At 64.8% G+C, this 14,886-nt stretch carries 15 protein-coding genes; 9 read left to right on the forward strand and 6 right to left on the reverse strand.

Annotated elements, in window-relative coordinates; all coding sequences use genetic code 11:
• Positions 1-73 precede the first annotated feature (73 nt).
• The 3 genes from HG718_RS04450 to HG718_RS04460 all read left to right on the forward strand — a co-directional run bounded on the left by HG718_RS04450 (position 74) and on the right by HG718_RS04460 (position 2,539).
• On the forward strand, positions 74-607 hold the full coding sequence (locus HG718_RS04450) for a gamma carbonic anhydrase family protein (protein WP_027843755.1): 534 nt from the start codon (positions 74-76) through the stop codon (positions 605-607).
• A gap of 83 nt (positions 608-690) precedes the next feature.
• Positions 691-1,515, forward strand: coding sequence for an enoyl-CoA hydratase/isomerase family protein (locus HG718_RS04455; protein ID WP_027843754.1), 825 nt, complete (start codon positions 691-693; stop codon positions 1,513-1,515).
• Positions 1,516-1,522: 7 nt separating this feature from the next.
• Positions 1,523-2,539, forward strand: a complete 1,017-nt coding sequence (locus HG718_RS04460) for a hypothetical protein (protein ID WP_160588900.1) — start codon at positions 1,523-1,525, stop codon at positions 2,537-2,539.
• 47 nt (positions 2,540-2,586) lie between these two features.
• Here HG718_RS04460 and HG718_RS04465 read toward each other — a convergent pair whose 3' ends face one another.
• Positions 2,587-3,261 (reverse strand): hypothetical protein, encoded by a 675-nt coding sequence (locus HG718_RS04465; protein WP_160588899.1) that lies wholly within the window; start codon positions 3,259-3,261, stop codon positions 2,587-2,589.
• 336 nt (positions 3,262-3,597) lie between these two features.
• Between HG718_RS04465 and HG718_RS04470 the strand changes: the two genes are divergently transcribed.
• The gene (locus tag HG718_RS04470) at positions 3,598-4,389 is read left to right on the forward strand and encodes an enoyl-CoA hydratase-related protein (RefSeq protein WP_160588898.1); all 792 of its coding nucleotides are present in this window, start codon (positions 3,598-3,600) and stop codon (positions 4,387-4,389) included.
• Positions 4,390-4,598: 209 nt separating this feature from the next.
• Here the strand turns inward: HG718_RS04470 and HG718_RS04475 are convergent, their stop codons facing one another.
• The 4 genes from HG718_RS04475 to HG718_RS04490 all read right to left on the reverse strand — a co-directional run bounded on the left by HG718_RS04475 (position 4,599) and on the right by HG718_RS04490 (position 8,260).
• On the reverse strand, positions 4,599-5,357 hold the full coding sequence (locus HG718_RS04475) for a transglutaminase-like cysteine peptidase (RefSeq protein ID WP_160588897.1): 759 nt from the start codon (positions 5,355-5,357) through the stop codon (positions 4,599-4,601).
• 442 nt (positions 5,358-5,799) lie between these two features.
• Positions 5,800-6,309: a glycine zipper 2TM domain-containing protein gene (locus HG718_RS04480; RefSeq protein WP_160588896.1), complete on the reverse strand. Its 510-nt coding sequence runs from the start codon at positions 6,307-6,309 to the stop codon at positions 5,800-5,802.
• A 104-nt stretch (positions 6,310-6,413) separates the two neighbouring features.
• On the reverse strand, positions 6,414-7,490 hold the full coding sequence (locus HG718_RS04485; RefSeq protein WP_160588895.1) for a lipid A deacylase LpxR family protein: 1,077 nt from the start codon (positions 7,488-7,490) through the stop codon (positions 6,414-6,416).
• Positions 7,491-7,606: 116 nt separating this feature from the next.
• Positions 7,607-8,260: a PilZ domain-containing protein gene (locus HG718_RS04490; protein WP_160588894.1), complete on the reverse strand. Its 654-nt coding sequence runs from the start codon at positions 8,258-8,260 to the stop codon at positions 7,607-7,609.
• 200 nt (positions 8,261-8,460) lie between these two features.
• Here HG718_RS04490 and HG718_RS04495 point away from each other — a divergent pair, with 200 nt between their 5' ends.
• The 5 genes from HG718_RS04495 to HG718_RS04515 all read left to right on the forward strand — a co-directional run bounded on the left by HG718_RS04495 (position 8,461) and on the right by HG718_RS04515 (position 14,080).
• On the forward strand, positions 8,461-9,219 hold the full coding sequence (locus tag HG718_RS04495) for an SDR family NAD(P)-dependent oxidoreductase (protein ID WP_160588893.1): 759 nt from the start codon (positions 8,461-8,463) through the stop codon (positions 9,217-9,219).
• Between the two features lie 37 nt (positions 9,220-9,256).
• Positions 9,257-9,664, forward strand: coding sequence for a GFA family protein (locus HG718_RS15735; RefSeq protein ID WP_160588892.1), 408 nt, complete (start codon positions 9,257-9,259; stop codon positions 9,662-9,664).
• A 94-nt stretch (positions 9,665-9,758) separates the two neighbouring features.
• On the forward strand, positions 9,759-10,622 hold the full coding sequence (locus HG718_RS04505; protein WP_027843746.1) for an OmpA family protein: 864 nt from the start codon (positions 9,759-9,761) through the stop codon (positions 10,620-10,622).
• A 183-nt stretch (positions 10,623-10,805) separates the two neighbouring features.
• Positions 10,806-12,467, forward strand: coding sequence for a choline dehydrogenase (locus HG718_RS04510; RefSeq protein WP_160588891.1), 1,662 nt, complete (start codon positions 10,806-10,808; stop codon positions 12,465-12,467).
• A gap of 113 nt (positions 12,468-12,580) precedes the next feature.
• Positions 12,581-14,080 (forward strand): pentapeptide repeat-containing protein, encoded by a 1,500-nt coding sequence (locus tag HG718_RS04515; RefSeq protein WP_027843744.1) that lies wholly within the window; start codon positions 12,581-12,583, stop codon positions 14,078-14,080.
• A gap of 25 nt (positions 14,081-14,105) precedes the next feature.
• Here the strand turns inward: HG718_RS04515 and HG718_RS04520 are convergent, their stop codons facing one another.
• The gene (locus HG718_RS04520; protein ID WP_160588890.1) at positions 14,106-14,753 is read right to left on the reverse strand and encodes a PAS domain-containing protein; all 648 of its coding nucleotides are present in this window, start codon (positions 14,751-14,753) and stop codon (positions 14,106-14,108) included.
• Positions 14,754-14,886: the final 133 nt, after the last annotated feature.

Here is a 14,886-nt window from a genome sequence, read left to right on the forward strand (position 1 = left end):
GGGGGCGGGGGACGTGGCAAACTTACAGGGATTCACGCTTTCCCCAATTGCACAATCAACAAGAGGAAACCCCATGGCGATCTACGCGCTTGATGGCACTGAACCGCAGCTTCCCGAATCCGGCCGCTACTGGGTGGCGCCCAGCGCCTCGGTGATGGGCAATGTCATTCTCGAGGAGGATGCCAGTGTCTGGTTCGGTGCGACGATCCGCGGCGACAATGACCCCATCCGCATCGGCGCGCGCGCCAACGTTCAGGATGGCTCGGTGCTGCATACGGATCCCGGCATGCCGCTTACCATCGGCCCGGATGTCACCATCGGGCACATGGTCATGCTGCATGGCTGCACCATCGGTGAAGGCTCGCTGATCGGCATCGGCGCGACGGTGCTCAACGGCGCGAAGATCGGCAAGGGCTCGATCATCGGCGCGCATGCGCTGGTTACCGAGGGCAAGGAGATCCCCGACGGCGTGCTGGCGGTGGGGTCCCCCGCCAAGGTCGTACGGGAGCTGACGCCGGAGGACAGCGCCGCCCTCAAATTGTCCGCACATCACTACGTGGAAAACTGGAAAAAATTTACCAAGGAACTGCGCAAGCTGGCCGATTGAGCCGCATTCGGGCCTTGGCGGTTGGCGCGGGGCCCGAAACGGGCCTAGGCTTTCTGCGAACAAAAAGACAGGGGGGACGTCCCATGAGTGAAGCGCATGACCTTTCGGCTGCTGCCGAAGACGAGGTGCTGTACGAGGTGGATGGCCATATCGCTACCATCACCCTCAACGCGCCGGACCGCATGAATACCATTTCGCGCGACATGCTGGCGCGGCTGACGGAACTGATGGTGGTGGCGGAGGAAGACACAGCCGTCCGCTGCGTCATTCTCACCGGACGGGGGCGGGCTTTCTGCGCCGGTCTCAATCTCGAGGAAGCGCGCTCCGGCGGAGGTATTTCCGGCGGCATCAATTCCGGCCCGCGCCCGACGCTGGACCTGCGCAACACGCCGCCCACCGTCATGCATGCCATGGACACGCCCACCATCTGCGCCGTCAATGGCGGGGCGGCTGGCTATGGGCTCGACACGGCGCTTGGCTGCGACATCCGCCTGATGGCCGACACGGCCAAGATGGCGGTGGCCTTCACCAAGCGCGGCGTGGTGCCGGAAAGCGGCGGCACGTGGTTCCTGCCGCGCATGCTCGGTTGGGAGAAGGCGGCGGAACTTATCTTTACCGGCCGCACGCTGTCGGCCGAGGAATCTGTCGAATGGGGCCTTGCCTCCCGCGTGGTGCCGGCGGCTGACCTGATGACCGAGGCGCGGGCCCTGGCTGAAGAGATCGCCGGCAATGCGCCACTCGCCGTGCAGGCCTCCAAGCGCATGATGCGCATGGGCATGAACGAGACCTTCGCCGACCATGTGCACCACGTCTATCTGCAGTTGCTGCCGCTGATGGGCTCGGACGACATGAAGGAGGGCATGATGGCCTTCCTTGAAAAGCGCAAGCCGGACTTCAAGGGACGATAGGACACACATGACAGGTTTGACGGGCATGCGTTTCATGCAGCGGATGCGGTATCAGGCCGCCGCCGTCTGTCTTGCCCTGGTGATGGCGGCAGGGGGGCTGCCCACGGTGCCGCTGCACGCGCAGGAGGAGCCGGAGAGCTTCTCCGGCCGCTATGTCGGTTTCGCCCTGTCCGATGGCGCGGTGGTAAGCCTCATCGAGCGTGAGGGCCGCGTCGTTGGTCAGTATACGGATGCCAAGGGTAGGGTCTTCACGGTCAACGGCCAGCGCATGGGCAACCGGGCGCAAGGCCAGCTGGCGCGGGACGGGGCGAAGGCCTTCTTCCAGCTCGAGCCGCGTCCGCTCGGCATCCAGTTCCTGTTCATTCCGCCTGACGAGGCCGGCACACCCAATCTCGCCGCCGCCGTCCAGTCGGCGCTGGCGCGCGAGGATGTGGATGTGGAGACCATGCTGGGCACCGCGCCGCGCGACACAGAGGCCGGTCAGGTCTTCCTGCTCGAAGGGGCGGAGGGCACGCAGCTTGCCGACGCCTATCTCGGCCTGCCCGCGCGGGAGCGGGAACTGATCCGGCTGTTCGATCACGTGCAGGCCCACATCACGGGCCGCATCTGCACGGCGGTGTCCGCCAGTGCGCTTGCGGTCACCCACAAGGCAGTGCCTCTGGCGCTCGAGCGTCAGCAGGCCGGGTGCAGCGTCATCGCCACCCTGCGGGACCGCGCCATGGGTGCTGAGAACTATGCGGGCTTTGAAGCGCGCCTTGCTGTGCAGCAGGAATTGCTGGTCACCACCATGTCCTGCAATGCGGGCGATCAGGATGCGGAGACCTGCCAAACGGCGGGGGCGATGAACGCTGCCATGTTCGAGCAATGGCGACGGGCTGCGGAGATCTTCGCCGATGTGGCTGAGGAAGGGGGCACCGGTGCCGGTACCGCTGCCGCGGGTACAGGCGCGCCCTTGCCGTTGCGCCGGGTGGATGAGGGGGGTGGTGTCTCGTCAACGCCCGTGCCGTCACCCCGTCCGCGCTGATCCTCCGCTGACGGATCAAGCATGGGCAGGCCCGGATTGCGGACGCGTCAGCCCTGTTTCCACACCTGGCGGATCTTCGCTTCGGTTTCAGGGCCCATATTGTACCAGGCGGTGCGGTTGCGCGTTGCGTCCACCACGAACAGACGGTCGCTCGACCCCAGGTGCTGGGTCAGCAGGTTCACCACTTCCGGCGCGCCGGAGGGCGTGTGCACCACCCAGGAATTCGCCGATACCTTGTAGGCCGGGCCCAACGACATGAGCGCTGTTTCCATCGGGCCGCTGGATCGCGACTTCACATCCGCGACGATCAGGATGTTGAAGGATGTCGGCTTGGCACGACGGTCGATCTGGTTCTTGCGCGGGCCGTAGGAGGGTGCGGGCTTGCCTGCGGCCGGTGTTGTGGCTGCCGGGGTCTGTTCCGGGGTCGCATGAAGCACCGGCTGGGTGCCTGGCTGAACAGATGGCTGGGCAGCAGGCTGCCCCATCGGCTGTGTCATGCCGCCGGGCTGAAACAGGATGCCGAGCACCGGGTCTTCGGCGGCGGGCATCCAGGTCTCTTCACCGGCAGGGCTGCCGGTCCGCGCCACGATGGAGTGGGGCACCACGCGCCCCTCGCGCGCATATTCCTTCAGCGCATGGCCCGTATAGGGGCCGTAGATGCGTCCGGCGACCTGCAACACCCAGCGGGCGTCGAGCGGATCCTGATCTGTTTCAGCTTCCATTGCGGATGTCTGCGCCGGTTATCGGTAAACTCTGGGTACGCATCATGCCCCGGTCGCCCATGCCCGGATGCAGGTGTGCCGATGCACGCGAAGGGGCAGCAGGCCCGAATCAACGCACCTGCTTGCGGCAAGGATAGGCGCGGGGTGACGCAGGGTCCATCGGGGACGGGGCCGCCAGCGGCGCAAAACCGCGCCTGCGGGCTTGAAAGCCTGCCTCGGCCCGGCGCACTCTGCCGCCCGAACCCGGCTGCTGCGGCGCGCTGGTGAGCTGCGACCGCATAATCAAGAGCCCCCGGATCAGACAACACTGGAACAAACTGGAGAGAGACGCCTGTCATGAGTGACGCATTCAGCAATCTCGAATTCGCCGCCGCCGAGCGCGACGGCCACGTCCTGAAGGTGACCATCAACCGGCCGGACCGCATGAACTCGCTGCATCCGCCGGCCAATTTCGAGCTCGAGAAGATTTTCGATGCCTTCGAGGCGGATGATGATCTGTGGGTCGCTATCATCACCGGTGCAGGCGAGCGCGCCTTCTCGGCGGGCAACGACCTCAAATATCAGGCCGAGGGCAATGCCATCGAAGTGCCGAAGACGGGCTTTGCCGGTCTCACCGCGCGGTACGGCATCACCAAGCCGGTGATCGCCGCAGTCAACGGTGTCGCCATGGGAGGCGGTTTCGAGATCGCACTGGCGTGCGACCTCATCATCGCGGCTGACACGGCCACCTTCGCGTTGCCGGAGCCGAAAGTGGGTCTTGCGGCGCTGGCCGGTGGCCTGCACCGGCTGCCGCGGCAGATCCCGGTCAAGCAGGCCATGGGCATGATCCTCACGGGCCGCACCGTACCGGCGGCCGAGGGCCAGGCGCTTGGCTTCGTCAACCAGGTTGTTCCGCAGGCGGAGCTCATGGATGCGGCGATGAAATGGGCCAAGCAGATCGAGGCGTGCAGCCCGATGTCGATCCGTGCGTCGAAGCAGAGTGTCTATGCGGGGCTCGACGAGGCCAATCTCGAGAAGGCCGTCACCGGCAAATACGACGCGGTGCATGCGCTGTTCAAGAGCGAGGACCTGATCGAGGGCCCGCGCGCCTTCGCCGAGAAGCGCGCTCCCCAGTGGAAGGGCCGCTAGGCGCTTCCCGCCAAAGTCATGCGAAAGGGCCGCCAGGCGCTGTCTGAGAGCCCCTTCAAACGCGGAGGGCCCGATACCGCTGTCCGGCGGTATCGGGCCCTCTTTCATTTTGGCCCCGCTGTCCGGCGGGGCCGGGGGATGGACCAGGCTGTCCGGCCCGGTCCAACAAGGTTTCGTGGCAGAAAATCCCTCGTCGGGGTCGGCGCTTTTTAGAGGCCCGAAGGACCCTCCGCCACGAAGCTCGGAGACCGGGTATCGGAAGCCTTGGTAGACGCGGTGCGGGCAGCGGTGCCTTCACCGTTCAGCTTCACCCAGTGCATGGGGTGCTGGCGCGACTGGCGCATGAGCCAGGTGTAGGGCGCCTTGTCGAAGGACACGATGCCCATCGTCATGTTGTCGAGAATGAGGTCGCCCTTATCGGTGACCACGGTCAGCACCGCGTGGCCCTCGCCATTGAGCTGGCGGACGACGGTGATGAGCAGCGCATCAGCAGGCCAGCCGCGGGCAATCAGGGCACGGCGCTTTTCAAGCACATAGTCCTCGCAGTCGCCGGCTGAGTTGATGGCGTAGTCCCACCATTCGATCTTCTGCACGAGATCGATGTCGTTCACCGGGCGAATGGTGCTGTTGAAATAGCTGTTCACCTCGTTGAGCTCGCGCCACTTGCCGGCGGTCAGCGCCACGGCTGCCGGGGCGTTTGCTGCGCGCTGCATACCGGCGGCCATGCCGGTGGAGGCGGTGGTGAGGCTGCTGTCGGCAGGCTGACAGTCCTCCCGGTGCCGCAGGCAGAAGCCCACATAGCCGATAGGCGGACGTGCCCGGGCGCCTTCCTTCATGGCAGGTGCCGCATTGGGCGCCATGGCGGAGGCAGAATTGCTGGTGAGAGTGGCGGCGGTGCCGCCGGTGGTCTGGCAGGCCGCAAGTACGACGACGACTGCCAGCATAAGAACACTGCGAAGAATGATCATAACCAACCCCTTGGTTACCTCTAAAAGATGACCTGAGATTGGCTCTATCCTTTTTCTATATTTCTGATTTCCGCATCTATATTTAAGTCAAACGAAATGAAAAAGCGGCCTTGTTTCAAATAAACAGTCGGGTAATTTCAGATCGATTGTCGTTCGATTTTTATCCAGATTTATCTCTAGCTTTTGCTGCGCTGCAAAATGGCTCTGTTCTGCGGAAAATCGGGGGGCATCTGGCGTGCCGCGGCACCGCGCCGGCTGCAGCGTCTGCCGGGGCCGGGCAGCGGGACACGAAAAAGGCGCGCCTTGCCGGGCAAAGCGCGCCTTGAAAAAAAGTGGTCGGGACCCGAAAAAAAATCACCGGCACCCGTTTTTGGGGGCGTCGGGGGCCGTCTCAGGCGGCCATTCTGATCATTTCGGGGTCTTCAGGAGGGCTCGTCAGGGGTCAGGAAACGATCTGCCAGGACCCGTCGGGCTGCTTGCAGGCGGTGCCTGTGTCCTTCACCGGCTGGCCATTGACGTAGATTTCCTGCTCGAAGGCCCGGCATTCATAGCCGCGGGCGTCCGTATAGACCTCGCCAGGGCGCACTTCGCCGTAATTGCCGCTTTCCTCGTTGCGCCAGGTGGTCTCCTCGCCGGTTTCCAGCGATTCATATGTGGTGTCCTCCACATATTCCTCGTCTTCGCAGGTCAGTTCCTTGCCGAGCTGGTTGCCTGCAATGCCGCCAAGAATGACGCCGCCGATGGTGGCCGCCGTCTTGCCGCCGCCGGAGCCGAACTGGGAGCCGAGGAAGCCGCCCAAAGCCGCACCGGCAATGCCGCCCAGCACGCCGCCGGTATTGGTATTGCTGCAATCGCTCTCCGCCCGCGCGGTGGTGGGGGTTGCGGCCAGCAGGAAGACCGCGGCCATGGCGGCAGCGGCGACGGTCAGGATGGGTTTTGCAAATGCCAGCATGGCGATGATCTCCGGATCATGAGGGCGCGGATGCACCCGCTCATACCAGTCTACCCCAAGCAGCGCCGAGCGGCACGGTTTGGGGCAGACTGGCAAATCTCAGGTCAGAAGTGGAACGCGGCCGAGATCGAGCCGAACTCGTCCCAGGCGTCCTGCTTCTTGAATTCCTTGCTGCGCCAGATGTTGGTGAAGGTCACCCGCGCCCGGCCGATGGTCAGCGCCACACCGGCCTGGAAATCCGCCACCAGCGTTTCCTTTTCCACCCGGTGGCTGGTCTGGAACGTGTTGCCGTCGAGGAAGATGTTGCGGGCCACCGCGCGCAGCTCAGCACCGCCGAATGCCTGCCAGGTGATGCCGTCCACCGGTTCAAAATAGCCCGAGCCCGGCAGGCTGGGGCGGATGCGCGGCACGCCGTCGGTGGTGCTCAGGTCATCGCCGATGCGCAAGGTGGCGCCTGCGGCTGCATGGGTAAAGACATTGCCCAGTGAGAAGCCGAAATGCGGTGTCGCATCCGCTTCCAGGTTGAAGGGCAGGGCGTCCTCGAACCACTGGATGTCCAGCCGGCGCGGCAGGCGGCGTTCATAGGTGAGCACGATGCCCGGCTCGTTCTCCAGCTGGTTGGCCCAGCCGCGCGGCTCCTGGGTGTCGATCCAGTCATGCCAGGTGGTCTGCACGTCATCGGCCTGCGACCACGGGCCGATCACGCCGATCGCGACCTCCAGCGCATCGATGCGCGTTGTCGTGGAGGTGCCGTCCGGGGCGCAGTCCTGGTGAAAGGCAACCACGCCGAGGCCCAGATTGAGCCAGCCCGCATAGGGCCGGTCATCCTTCTGCAGGGTCGGGATGGAAATGTCGTCCGGCGTGAAGATCGACTGGCCCACCGAGACCGAGAACTGCATCCGGTCACTGCGCCCGAAGCCCGGCGTGCCGTGGCCGATGTCCTGCAGGATCTGCGGCACCGGCCCTCCCGAAATGAAGGTCGCCTGGGTGCCGTGGGTGTAGTGCCGGTCCGCCCCGTTGCCGAACAGGTCGTTTTCCGCCTGCACCGCCGCGATGCGGTGGCGCTCCTGTGAGCCGCATCCCGCGGCCAAAGCGGGGGAGGCACCGGCCAGGCTGAAAGCGCCCAGCAGGGACAGGACAGCGGCGCCGGAGCCCGCACGGAACAGGGAAAGACAGGTCATGGATGCAGTATGCCGGTGAGGTGGGAACCCGATCCAGCATGCTTCCATGACAATTGTGGAAGATGTGTGGTGGTGAAGATCTGAGGCGGTGAAGACCTAAGGCGGTGTCGGCCCGGCTACTGGATCGGGTCGAAGTGGCGCAGCACGGCCTTCGGCGTCGTGCCGACTTCCGAGAACTCAACGGCAAAGCCGTTCTCGTGATAGCGCACGACCTTGGCCTGCATGCGGCCCAGCTCCACGAATGCACCCAGCACGGGGCGCAGATGCGTTTCAACGGATGCACCCGACAGGGACATGTCGATGATGCGGCAATGGGCCGTCTGGCCGCTTGCAAGCTTCAGCTGGGTGGGCTTGTCCTCGATTTCCACGCGCCGGTGGCGGCGGATCTCTTCCAGCGCGGCGGCATCACCCTGGGCGAATTTCTCCAGCGTTGCGGCAAAGCGGTCGCGCTTGGCCGGGGTCATGGAGAGTTCCAGGGCAAAGCCATCCTGGGTGCTGCGGACGACATCGCCCTCGAAGCGGCCCAGGCGGTCGATATAGGCAATGATGCGTTCGCGCATTTCCGGGCGGGTGCAGAATGCATCCAGCTCGATGAAGCAGCCGGAGGCCGAGATGTCGCGCACACGGCCTTCATACTCCCCGCCATCCGGCATCAGGCAGCGCGCGGACAGATTGACGGCCACGCGCGTATAGGTGCGCCGCTCATCTGTCGCCACAAACGAGTGCGGCTGGCCTTCAGCCATCTCGAGGCCGGGTTGGCGGTCAGTCATTCATAAGCTCCGTGATGCGCCTGAGAATAGCGCGCACCTGCACATGGGTCAGAACCACGGGTTGAAGTGTTTCACGCCGCTGGTTAACGCGCCGTTGCAAAAACCGCTGGCATTGGGGGCCGCAGGCCCCATATCCGGGTTTCATTTCAGAACGCGTCGATCGCCTGTCGGGCGGGGCGCCGGGTGGGAGGATCACTTCAATGCAGATCGACAAGGGCAAGGTGGCGCTGGTGGTGGGTGCCGGCGCTTCGGCGGGTATCGGCGGTGCCATTGCGCGCAGGGCAGCAGCGGAAGGGCTGCATGTCTTCGTTGCCGGGCGCACACAGGAAAAGCTGGATGCGCTGGTGAGCGAAATCGAGGCCGCCGGCGGCAAGGCCACCGCAATCGTAGCTGATACGACGCAGGCGGATGATGTCGCGCGCATGTTCGACGTGGCGGAGAAGGAAGCGGGGCTGCCTGACCTTGTGATCTACAATGCGGGCAATAACCGCTTTTCGCCGCTCACGGAGATGAGCGATTCCTTCTTTGAGGACCTCTGGCGGCTCTGCGCCTTTGGCGGCTTCCTTGTCGGGCGCGAGATGGCGCGGCGTGTGCTGCCCGAGGGTGACGGGGTGCGTGATACCCAGGCGACCCTCATTTTCACCGGTGCCACGGCTTCCATGCGCGCGCGGCCGCCATTCACAGCCTTTGCCTCCGCCAAGGCCGCGGAGCGCGCACTGGCCCACGGCATGGCGCGTGAATTTGGCAAGCGCGGCCTGCATGTGGCCCATGCGGTTATCGACGGCATTGTTGACGGCAATCAGGTGCGCAGCCGCCTGCCGGAATATCTCGACGCCAAGGGCGAGGACGGCGGACTGAATCCTGACGCGGTCGCCGACGCCTACTGGACGCTGCACATGCAGAACCAGACCACCTGGACATTGGAAATGGACTTGCGGCCGGCCAAGGAAGAGTTCTAGGGCTTGCTCCGGACGCCTGTTTTGAAGGGAGCGTTCCATGGCACCTGCCCGGGTGTATGAAGGTGGCTGCCTGTGCGGGTATATCCGGTACCGTACCGAGGGGCAGCCGGTATTTCCGCATCTTTGCTCATGCCGCATGTGTCGCCGGTGGAGCGGCGCGCCAACGGTTGCGTGGGTCGAGTTTCCGATGGATGAGATTGACTGGTGCGGCCCAGGCGGTGAGCCGCAGCTGTTTCGCAGTAGTGCGCGCACCCAGCGCGGCTCCTGTCCACTGTGTGGGAGCGGCTTATGCGCCGTTGATGATGGATATGCCAATGTCTCCATCACAATTGGCAGTCTGGACCGGCCTAACCTGATCGTTCCGGACGCCCGCCACAGCCATGCTCGGACACGGCCCAAATGGTGGGAGGCAAGGGTCATGCACTCCGGCAATGGAGGCGGCTGAAAACTGCCGGTTAGCAGCATTGGCCTTGCGCCTGCCGCCTGATACTGTCCCGCCAAACGTGGTTAAGGACTCACGGTTGGGGATCAAGAAAAAGATGCGGCAGTTCCTTCGTCTCGACATCCGTCACCTGCTCATGGTGGCGGTCGCGGTCATTCTGTCTTCCTGCGCCAGCTATCAGCTGGATGAGGCGCGGGACATGACGCCATCGGGGGATGCCTTCACCCAGGCCCTCTATGACGCCTATCTCACCCATTCGGCGCGTGCTTTCGAGGAAGACAACGAAGAGCTGTCCAACGCCTTTGCTGCCCGCGCCATTGCTGCGGCGCGCGGCACGGTGGTGGCGCCGGTGGTGCCCATGGCCGATGCCCTGCAGCCCGGGGCGGCGCCGATCGCCAATTTCGACACGGCCCGCAGCCGCCTGATCGCCGCCCTCAATGCGGGGCGCAGCACCCAGCCGGTGCTGTCGGCCCAGGCCCAGGCAGCGTTTGACTGCTGGTATCTGCGCTCAATCGATCCTGAGTCTGACGCCGCCGCCATCAGCCGCTGCCGGTCCGAATTCGATACGGGTCTGGTGGGTCTTGAAGCCGCCATTACCCCGCCGGCTCCGGTGGTCGTGCTGCCGGATGCCGCCAGTTTCACCGCCTATTTCGGCTTTGATGAGTGGTTCCTGCGTGCCGAGGCGCTGGATGTGATCGGCGAAGCGATGGAAACGGCCCGCGTCGGCGGCCACGGGGAAATCGTGCTCGGTGGGCATACGGATACCTCCGGCCCGGCCGGCTACAACGACACCCTGTCCCTGCGACGCGCCGAGGTGGTGAAGGCCACCATGGTCGAGCTGGGGGCGCTGCCGGATGCCATCCGCGTCATCGCCTATGGCGAGACTCAGCTTGCCGTTCCCACCGCCGATGGTGTGCGCGAAGCGCTCAACCGCCGCGTGGAAATTCAGCTGGTGCCGTAACGGTTTGGCGAGGTCTGCGGTATAAACTTGACGCAGGCGTCATCTTTTACGGTAATGTAACGCAAATCATGGCGCGGTTGCCCTTTCGGGGTGGCCGCGCCGCTGTATTGGCGCGTCGGCGGCCATTCCTGGCCCTCCGGTGAAGAGGGCGGGCCGCCATTGCAGAGAACAGGCAGGGATGAAATGGACGCATTTGATTATGTGATCGTGGGTGCGGGCAGCGCGGGCTGCGTGCTGGCCAACCGGCTGAGCGAGGACGAAGGGGCCCGGGTGCTGATCCTGGAAGCCGGTCCGCGCGACAAGAACATGTTCATCCACATGCCTGCCGGCTACGCCCAGCTTGTCGGCACCAAGAACCCGCACAATTGGGGCTTCGAGACCGAAGGCCAGCCGCATCTCAACAACCGCAAGCTCTGGTGGCCGCGCGGCAAGGGGTGGGGCGGTTCGTCCTCGATCAATGCCATGGTCTATACGCGCGGTCATGCGCGCGACTACGACATGTGGCGGCAGATGGGCAATCCGGGCTGGTCCTATGCGGACTGCCTGCCGTACTTCAAGAAGGCCGAGCACTCCAACCGCGACGACACCGTGTTCCACGGCCATGACGGCCCGCTGCATGTGCAGAAGTCCAACCGCACCAATGACCCGCTGCTCGATGTCTTCGTCGAGGCTGGTCATCAGGCCGGCCATCCGCTGACGGAGGATTTCAACGGCGCGCAGCAGGAAGGCTTCGCCCGCTACGAGCACACCATCAAGGGCTCCAAGCGCTGTTCGGCGGCGCAGGCCTATCTGGTGCCGGCGCTGAACCGCAAGAACCTGGTCGCGGAGACGGGTGCCCGCACCACGCGCATCCTGTTCAACGGCACAAAGGTCACCGGTATTGAGTATGTGCAGAAGGGCGAGGTGAAGCAGGTTCAGGTCAACAAGGAGCTGATCCTCTCCGGCGGTGCCATTAACTCGCCGCAGCTCCTGCTGCTTTCGGGCATCGGTAACGCGGATTACGTGAAGAAGTTCGGCATCCAGCCGGTGGCGGACGTCAAGGGCGTCGGCCAGAACCTGCAGGACCATCTGGGCGTGGTCAGCCAGTTCAACTGCACCCAGCCGATCACGCTGCACCGGTCAGCCGGCGCTGCGGCCCGCATCAAGGCCGGCCTGTCCTATCTGCTGTTCGGCAAGGGGGACGCGTCCTTCCCGCCGACCGCCGGCGGTGCCTTCATCAAGACCCGTCCGGACCTCGAAATTCCGGATGTGCAGCTGCACTATGTCAGCGTCGCCATGCCCGACAGCCACGGCCGCGAAGGCATCAACGAGGCGCACGGCTTCTCCTGCATCATGTATCCGGCCCGTCCGCAGAGCCGGGGCTTCCTCGGTCTCAAATCCGCGGACCCGATGGATGATCCGCTGCTGCAGCCGATGTATCTGGAAGCCCCGGATGATCGCCGCGCCATGCGTGACGGCATTCGCGCCACCGAGGAGATCTTCCGCCAGCAAGCGTTCGATCCCTATCGCGGTGACCGGCTGAAGCCCCCTGCGGGCGTCAACACGGATGATGAGTATGACGCCTGGATCCGTGCCACGGCGGAGACGCTCTATCACCCGGTCGGCACCTGCAAGATGGGCACCGACGACATGGCGGTGGTCGATCCGTCCATGAAGGTGCGTGGTGTTGAAGGTCTGCGCGTGGTGGATGCGTCCATCATGCCGACGCTGGTCGGGGCCAACACCAATGCGCCGACCATCATGATCGCCGAAAAGACCGCCGACATGATCCGCGGCCGTACGGCGCTTGCACCGGAATATGTCACCATCGCCGAAGACCGCGAGCCGGTGGCCGCCGCCGAATAGGGCGGTCGGTGTAATTTTAGGAAAATTTGGTCAGTGTTCGGAGCGCCGGGTTAGGCGCTCCGGCACTGATCATCGCCTAGGCTGGTCCTTCAACAGAAGGTGTATCCGGCCTCATGCAGCCTCCCCTGAACCAGCCCATCACCCGTTCGGCCCCGGCTCATGTCCGGCTGCGGGCCCGGTCACCCCTGGGGCCGGGGGTCGCGCTTAACGGCGCATCGCCTGACATTCTGCCGTCACGCGTGGTGTCCTCGCAGGCACGGATGGGGGTGGAGATGCTGAAGGTGGCGCTTCTCCGCCACCACAAGTTCATCAAGGGCCTCAAGGGCGGGCAGCGCCTCGTCATCTCCTTTCAGTGTATCGACGGCCTGGACCTGTCCGGCGCGGATCTGCGCGAAGCGGAATTCGTCGGCACCAGCGGCCGCAATGTCTGTCTCGACGGTGCGGACCTGTCGGGGGCCAATTTCTTCAGCTCCGATTTCAGCGAAGCGACCTTTCGCGGGGCGACGCTTGTGCGGGCCGACCTCCGGGGCGGGCTGTTTGTCGAAGCGGATTTCGAGGGTGCCAATCTCGATCACGCGGATATCCGCGACGGGATGATCATGACCCGCGACGGCGGTGGCAATCTTGCCTATTTCGCCAGCGGCGAGGGGACGACAACCCTCACCGGCGCCAGCATGTCGTCGGTCAATCTCACCGGCGCGCGTATGTTGCGGGCCAATCTGTCCGGCACGGTGCTGACCGACGCCAATTTCCAGAACGCCCGCATGCGCAGCGCGCGGCTCACGGATTCCGACCTGTCGGGGGCGATCTTCACCGGCTGTGACCTGACCGATGCGGATCTGTCCGGCTGCAACCTCCGCGGCTCCACCCTTGCCGGCAGTGTTCTCGACAACACCAATCTGGCCGGTGCCGATCTCACGGCCTCGCAGGTGACGCGCAGCGAGCTGACCCATGCGGACATCACCGGAGCCACCTTGCCGCCGCAGGTCACCGAGACCGGGCAGACCATCGCCGACATGATTCAGGAGCACCGCATCTGGGTTGCGAGCCTCGGGGAGCGCGGCAAGCAATTGCAGGCGGTCGGAATTGACGCCACCGGTCTCAAGGCGCCGCGCATGAAGCTGGCTGCCGCTGACCTGCGCAATACCGTGCTGGCGGATGCCCAGCTATCGCACTCCAGCCTCACCATGGCCGATCTGGATGGCGCGATGCTGGCCAAGGCGCAGCTTCAGTTTTGTGATCTTCGTGGCGCGCGGCTGTCCAATATCCGGGCCAAGGGCGCGATCCTGTCAAACGCGGATATGTCGCCGATGCCCATTGGCGGCATGGGCGGCAAGAAGTGGCCGGTGCGGGCCCATGGGGCCATGTTCCAGGGCGCTGATCTGCGCCGCGCCGATATGCGCCAGGCGGATTTCACCGGCGGTTCGTTCTACCGGGCTGATCTGCGCAACGCGGATCTGCGCGAGGCGATCCTGGTGGATGTGGATTTGCGGGGCGCTGACCTGCGCGGCGCAGAGCTTGGCGGGGTGGATCTGCGCGGGGCACGTGGTGCCGAAGAACTGCGCGTGCAGCTTGTCGACTTCGAGGATGAACTCCCCGCCGTCACGTCCTAGCGCGGTCCATCCGGCGCACTGTGTTCTAGCGGGTGTCGGTCTTCACCAGCCGCAGATAGGGCCGCACCTCGCGGAAGGCGATGGCGGGCGGGGCGGGCGTATCCGTGCGGTCGGCGAACAGGTCATCGCTTTCCACATCAAGCTCCACCCGGTCGGTCAGCGGCACGCTGTCGCCGTCTTCGGCATCCAGCACTTCAATGGTCTCCGTCCACTGGCGCACGATCGGGTCGGTGCCCAGCCAGAACGGCTCTTCCAGCGGCGCGAAGCAGCCGAGCACGCGGGTCAGGCGGCCATTGGGCGCGGCCAGCGGCAGCAGCAGCAGTTCAAAGCGCACCATCCGTTCACGGAAGGATTCAGCGGCAACCTCCAGCAGCACCGGTTCGGCATTGCCGACGACGCGGGCCAGAAGGTCCATGACGCCGGTCCGGCCGTCATGCTGCCACAGGGTGGAGAAATCCTCGCCGCGCAGTTCGAAGCCGTAGCTTTCACAGATCGCCGTGCCCGCCAGCCTGAAGGTGAAGACGCCGGGGCGCTCGAGCTCGAGAATGAACATCTCCGGCAGGTGCCGCTTGATGTCGCGCGGCTCGATCTCGTCGCGGCGCGGCGCCTGGCGGCCTGCGCTCAGGCGGTACCAGTAGGCCAGAAGGTCACGGGCGGCGCGGGTCTTGGTCATCGGCTCGCAGCTCTCAATCCACAGTGCCGGCGTGCATCTCTGGCACAGCCGGGGCGGAACGGGCAGGGTTTTCGGCCCCATCGTCCCTTATTGATCCGTCAGGCAGTTCCGGGACAGCCAGTCGTGCCGGTTA

Source organism: Pyruvatibacter mobilis (assembly GCF_012848855.1).
GTDB lineage: Bacteria > Pseudomonadota > Alphaproteobacteria > CGMCC-115125 > CGMCC-115125 > Pyruvatibacter > Pyruvatibacter mobilis.

Bases quoted from the DNA above. Each gene is read 5' to 3' on its own strand.
- HG718_RS04510 (WP_160588891.1), top strand. From the start codon at position 10,806: ATGGACGCATTTGATTATGTGATCGTGGGTGCGGGCAGCGCGGGCTGC.
- HG718_RS04480 (WP_160588896.1), bottom strand. From the start codon at position 6,309: ATGCTGGCATTTGCAAAACCCATCCTGACCGTCGCCGCTGCCGCCATG.
- HG718_RS04460 (WP_160588900.1), top strand. From the start codon at position 1,523: ATGACAGGTTTGACGGGCATGCGTTTCATGCAGCGGATGCGGTATCAG.
- HG718_RS04450 (WP_027843755.1), top strand. From the start codon at position 74: ATGGCGATCTACGCGCTTGATGGCACTGAACCGCAGCTTCCCGAATCC.
- HG718_RS04465 (WP_160588899.1), bottom strand. From the start codon at position 3,261: ATGGAAGCTGAAACAGATCAGGATCCGCTCGACGCCCGCTGGGTGTTG.
- HG718_RS04495 (WP_160588893.1), top strand. From the start codon at position 8,461: ATGCAGATCGACAAGGGCAAGGTGGCGCTGGTGGTGGGTGCCGGCGCT.
- HG718_RS04520 (WP_160588890.1), bottom strand. From the start codon at position 14,753: ATGACCAAGACCCGCGCCGCCCGTGACCTTCTGGCCTACTGGTACCGC.
- HG718_RS04490 (WP_160588894.1), bottom strand. From the start codon at position 8,260: ATGACTGACCGCCAACCCGGCCTCGAGATGGCTGAAGGCCAGCCGCAC.
- HG718_RS04515 (WP_027843744.1), top strand. From the start codon at position 12,581: ATGCAGCCTCCCCTGAACCAGCCCATCACCCGTTCGGCCCCGGCTCAT.
- HG718_RS04485 (WP_160588895.1), bottom strand. From the start codon at position 7,490: ATGACCTGTCTTTCCCTGTTCCGTGCGGGCTCCGGCGCCGCTGTCCTG.
- HG718_RS04475 (WP_160588897.1), bottom strand. From the start codon at position 5,357: ATGATCATTCTTCGCAGTGTTCTTATGCTGGCAGTCGTCGTCGTACTT.
- HG718_RS04505 (WP_027843746.1), top strand. From the start codon at position 9,759: ATGCGGCAGTTCCTTCGTCTCGACATCCGTCACCTGCTCATGGTGGCG.
- HG718_RS04455 (WP_027843754.1), top strand. From the start codon at position 691: ATGAGTGAAGCGCATGACCTTTCGGCTGCTGCCGAAGACGAGGTGCTG.
- HG718_RS04470 (WP_160588898.1), top strand. From the start codon at position 3,598: ATGAGTGACGCATTCAGCAATCTCGAATTCGCCGCCGCCGAGCGCGAC.
- HG718_RS15735 (WP_160588892.1), top strand. From the start codon at position 9,257: ATGGCACCTGCCCGGGTGTATGAAGGTGGCTGCCTGTGCGGGTATATC.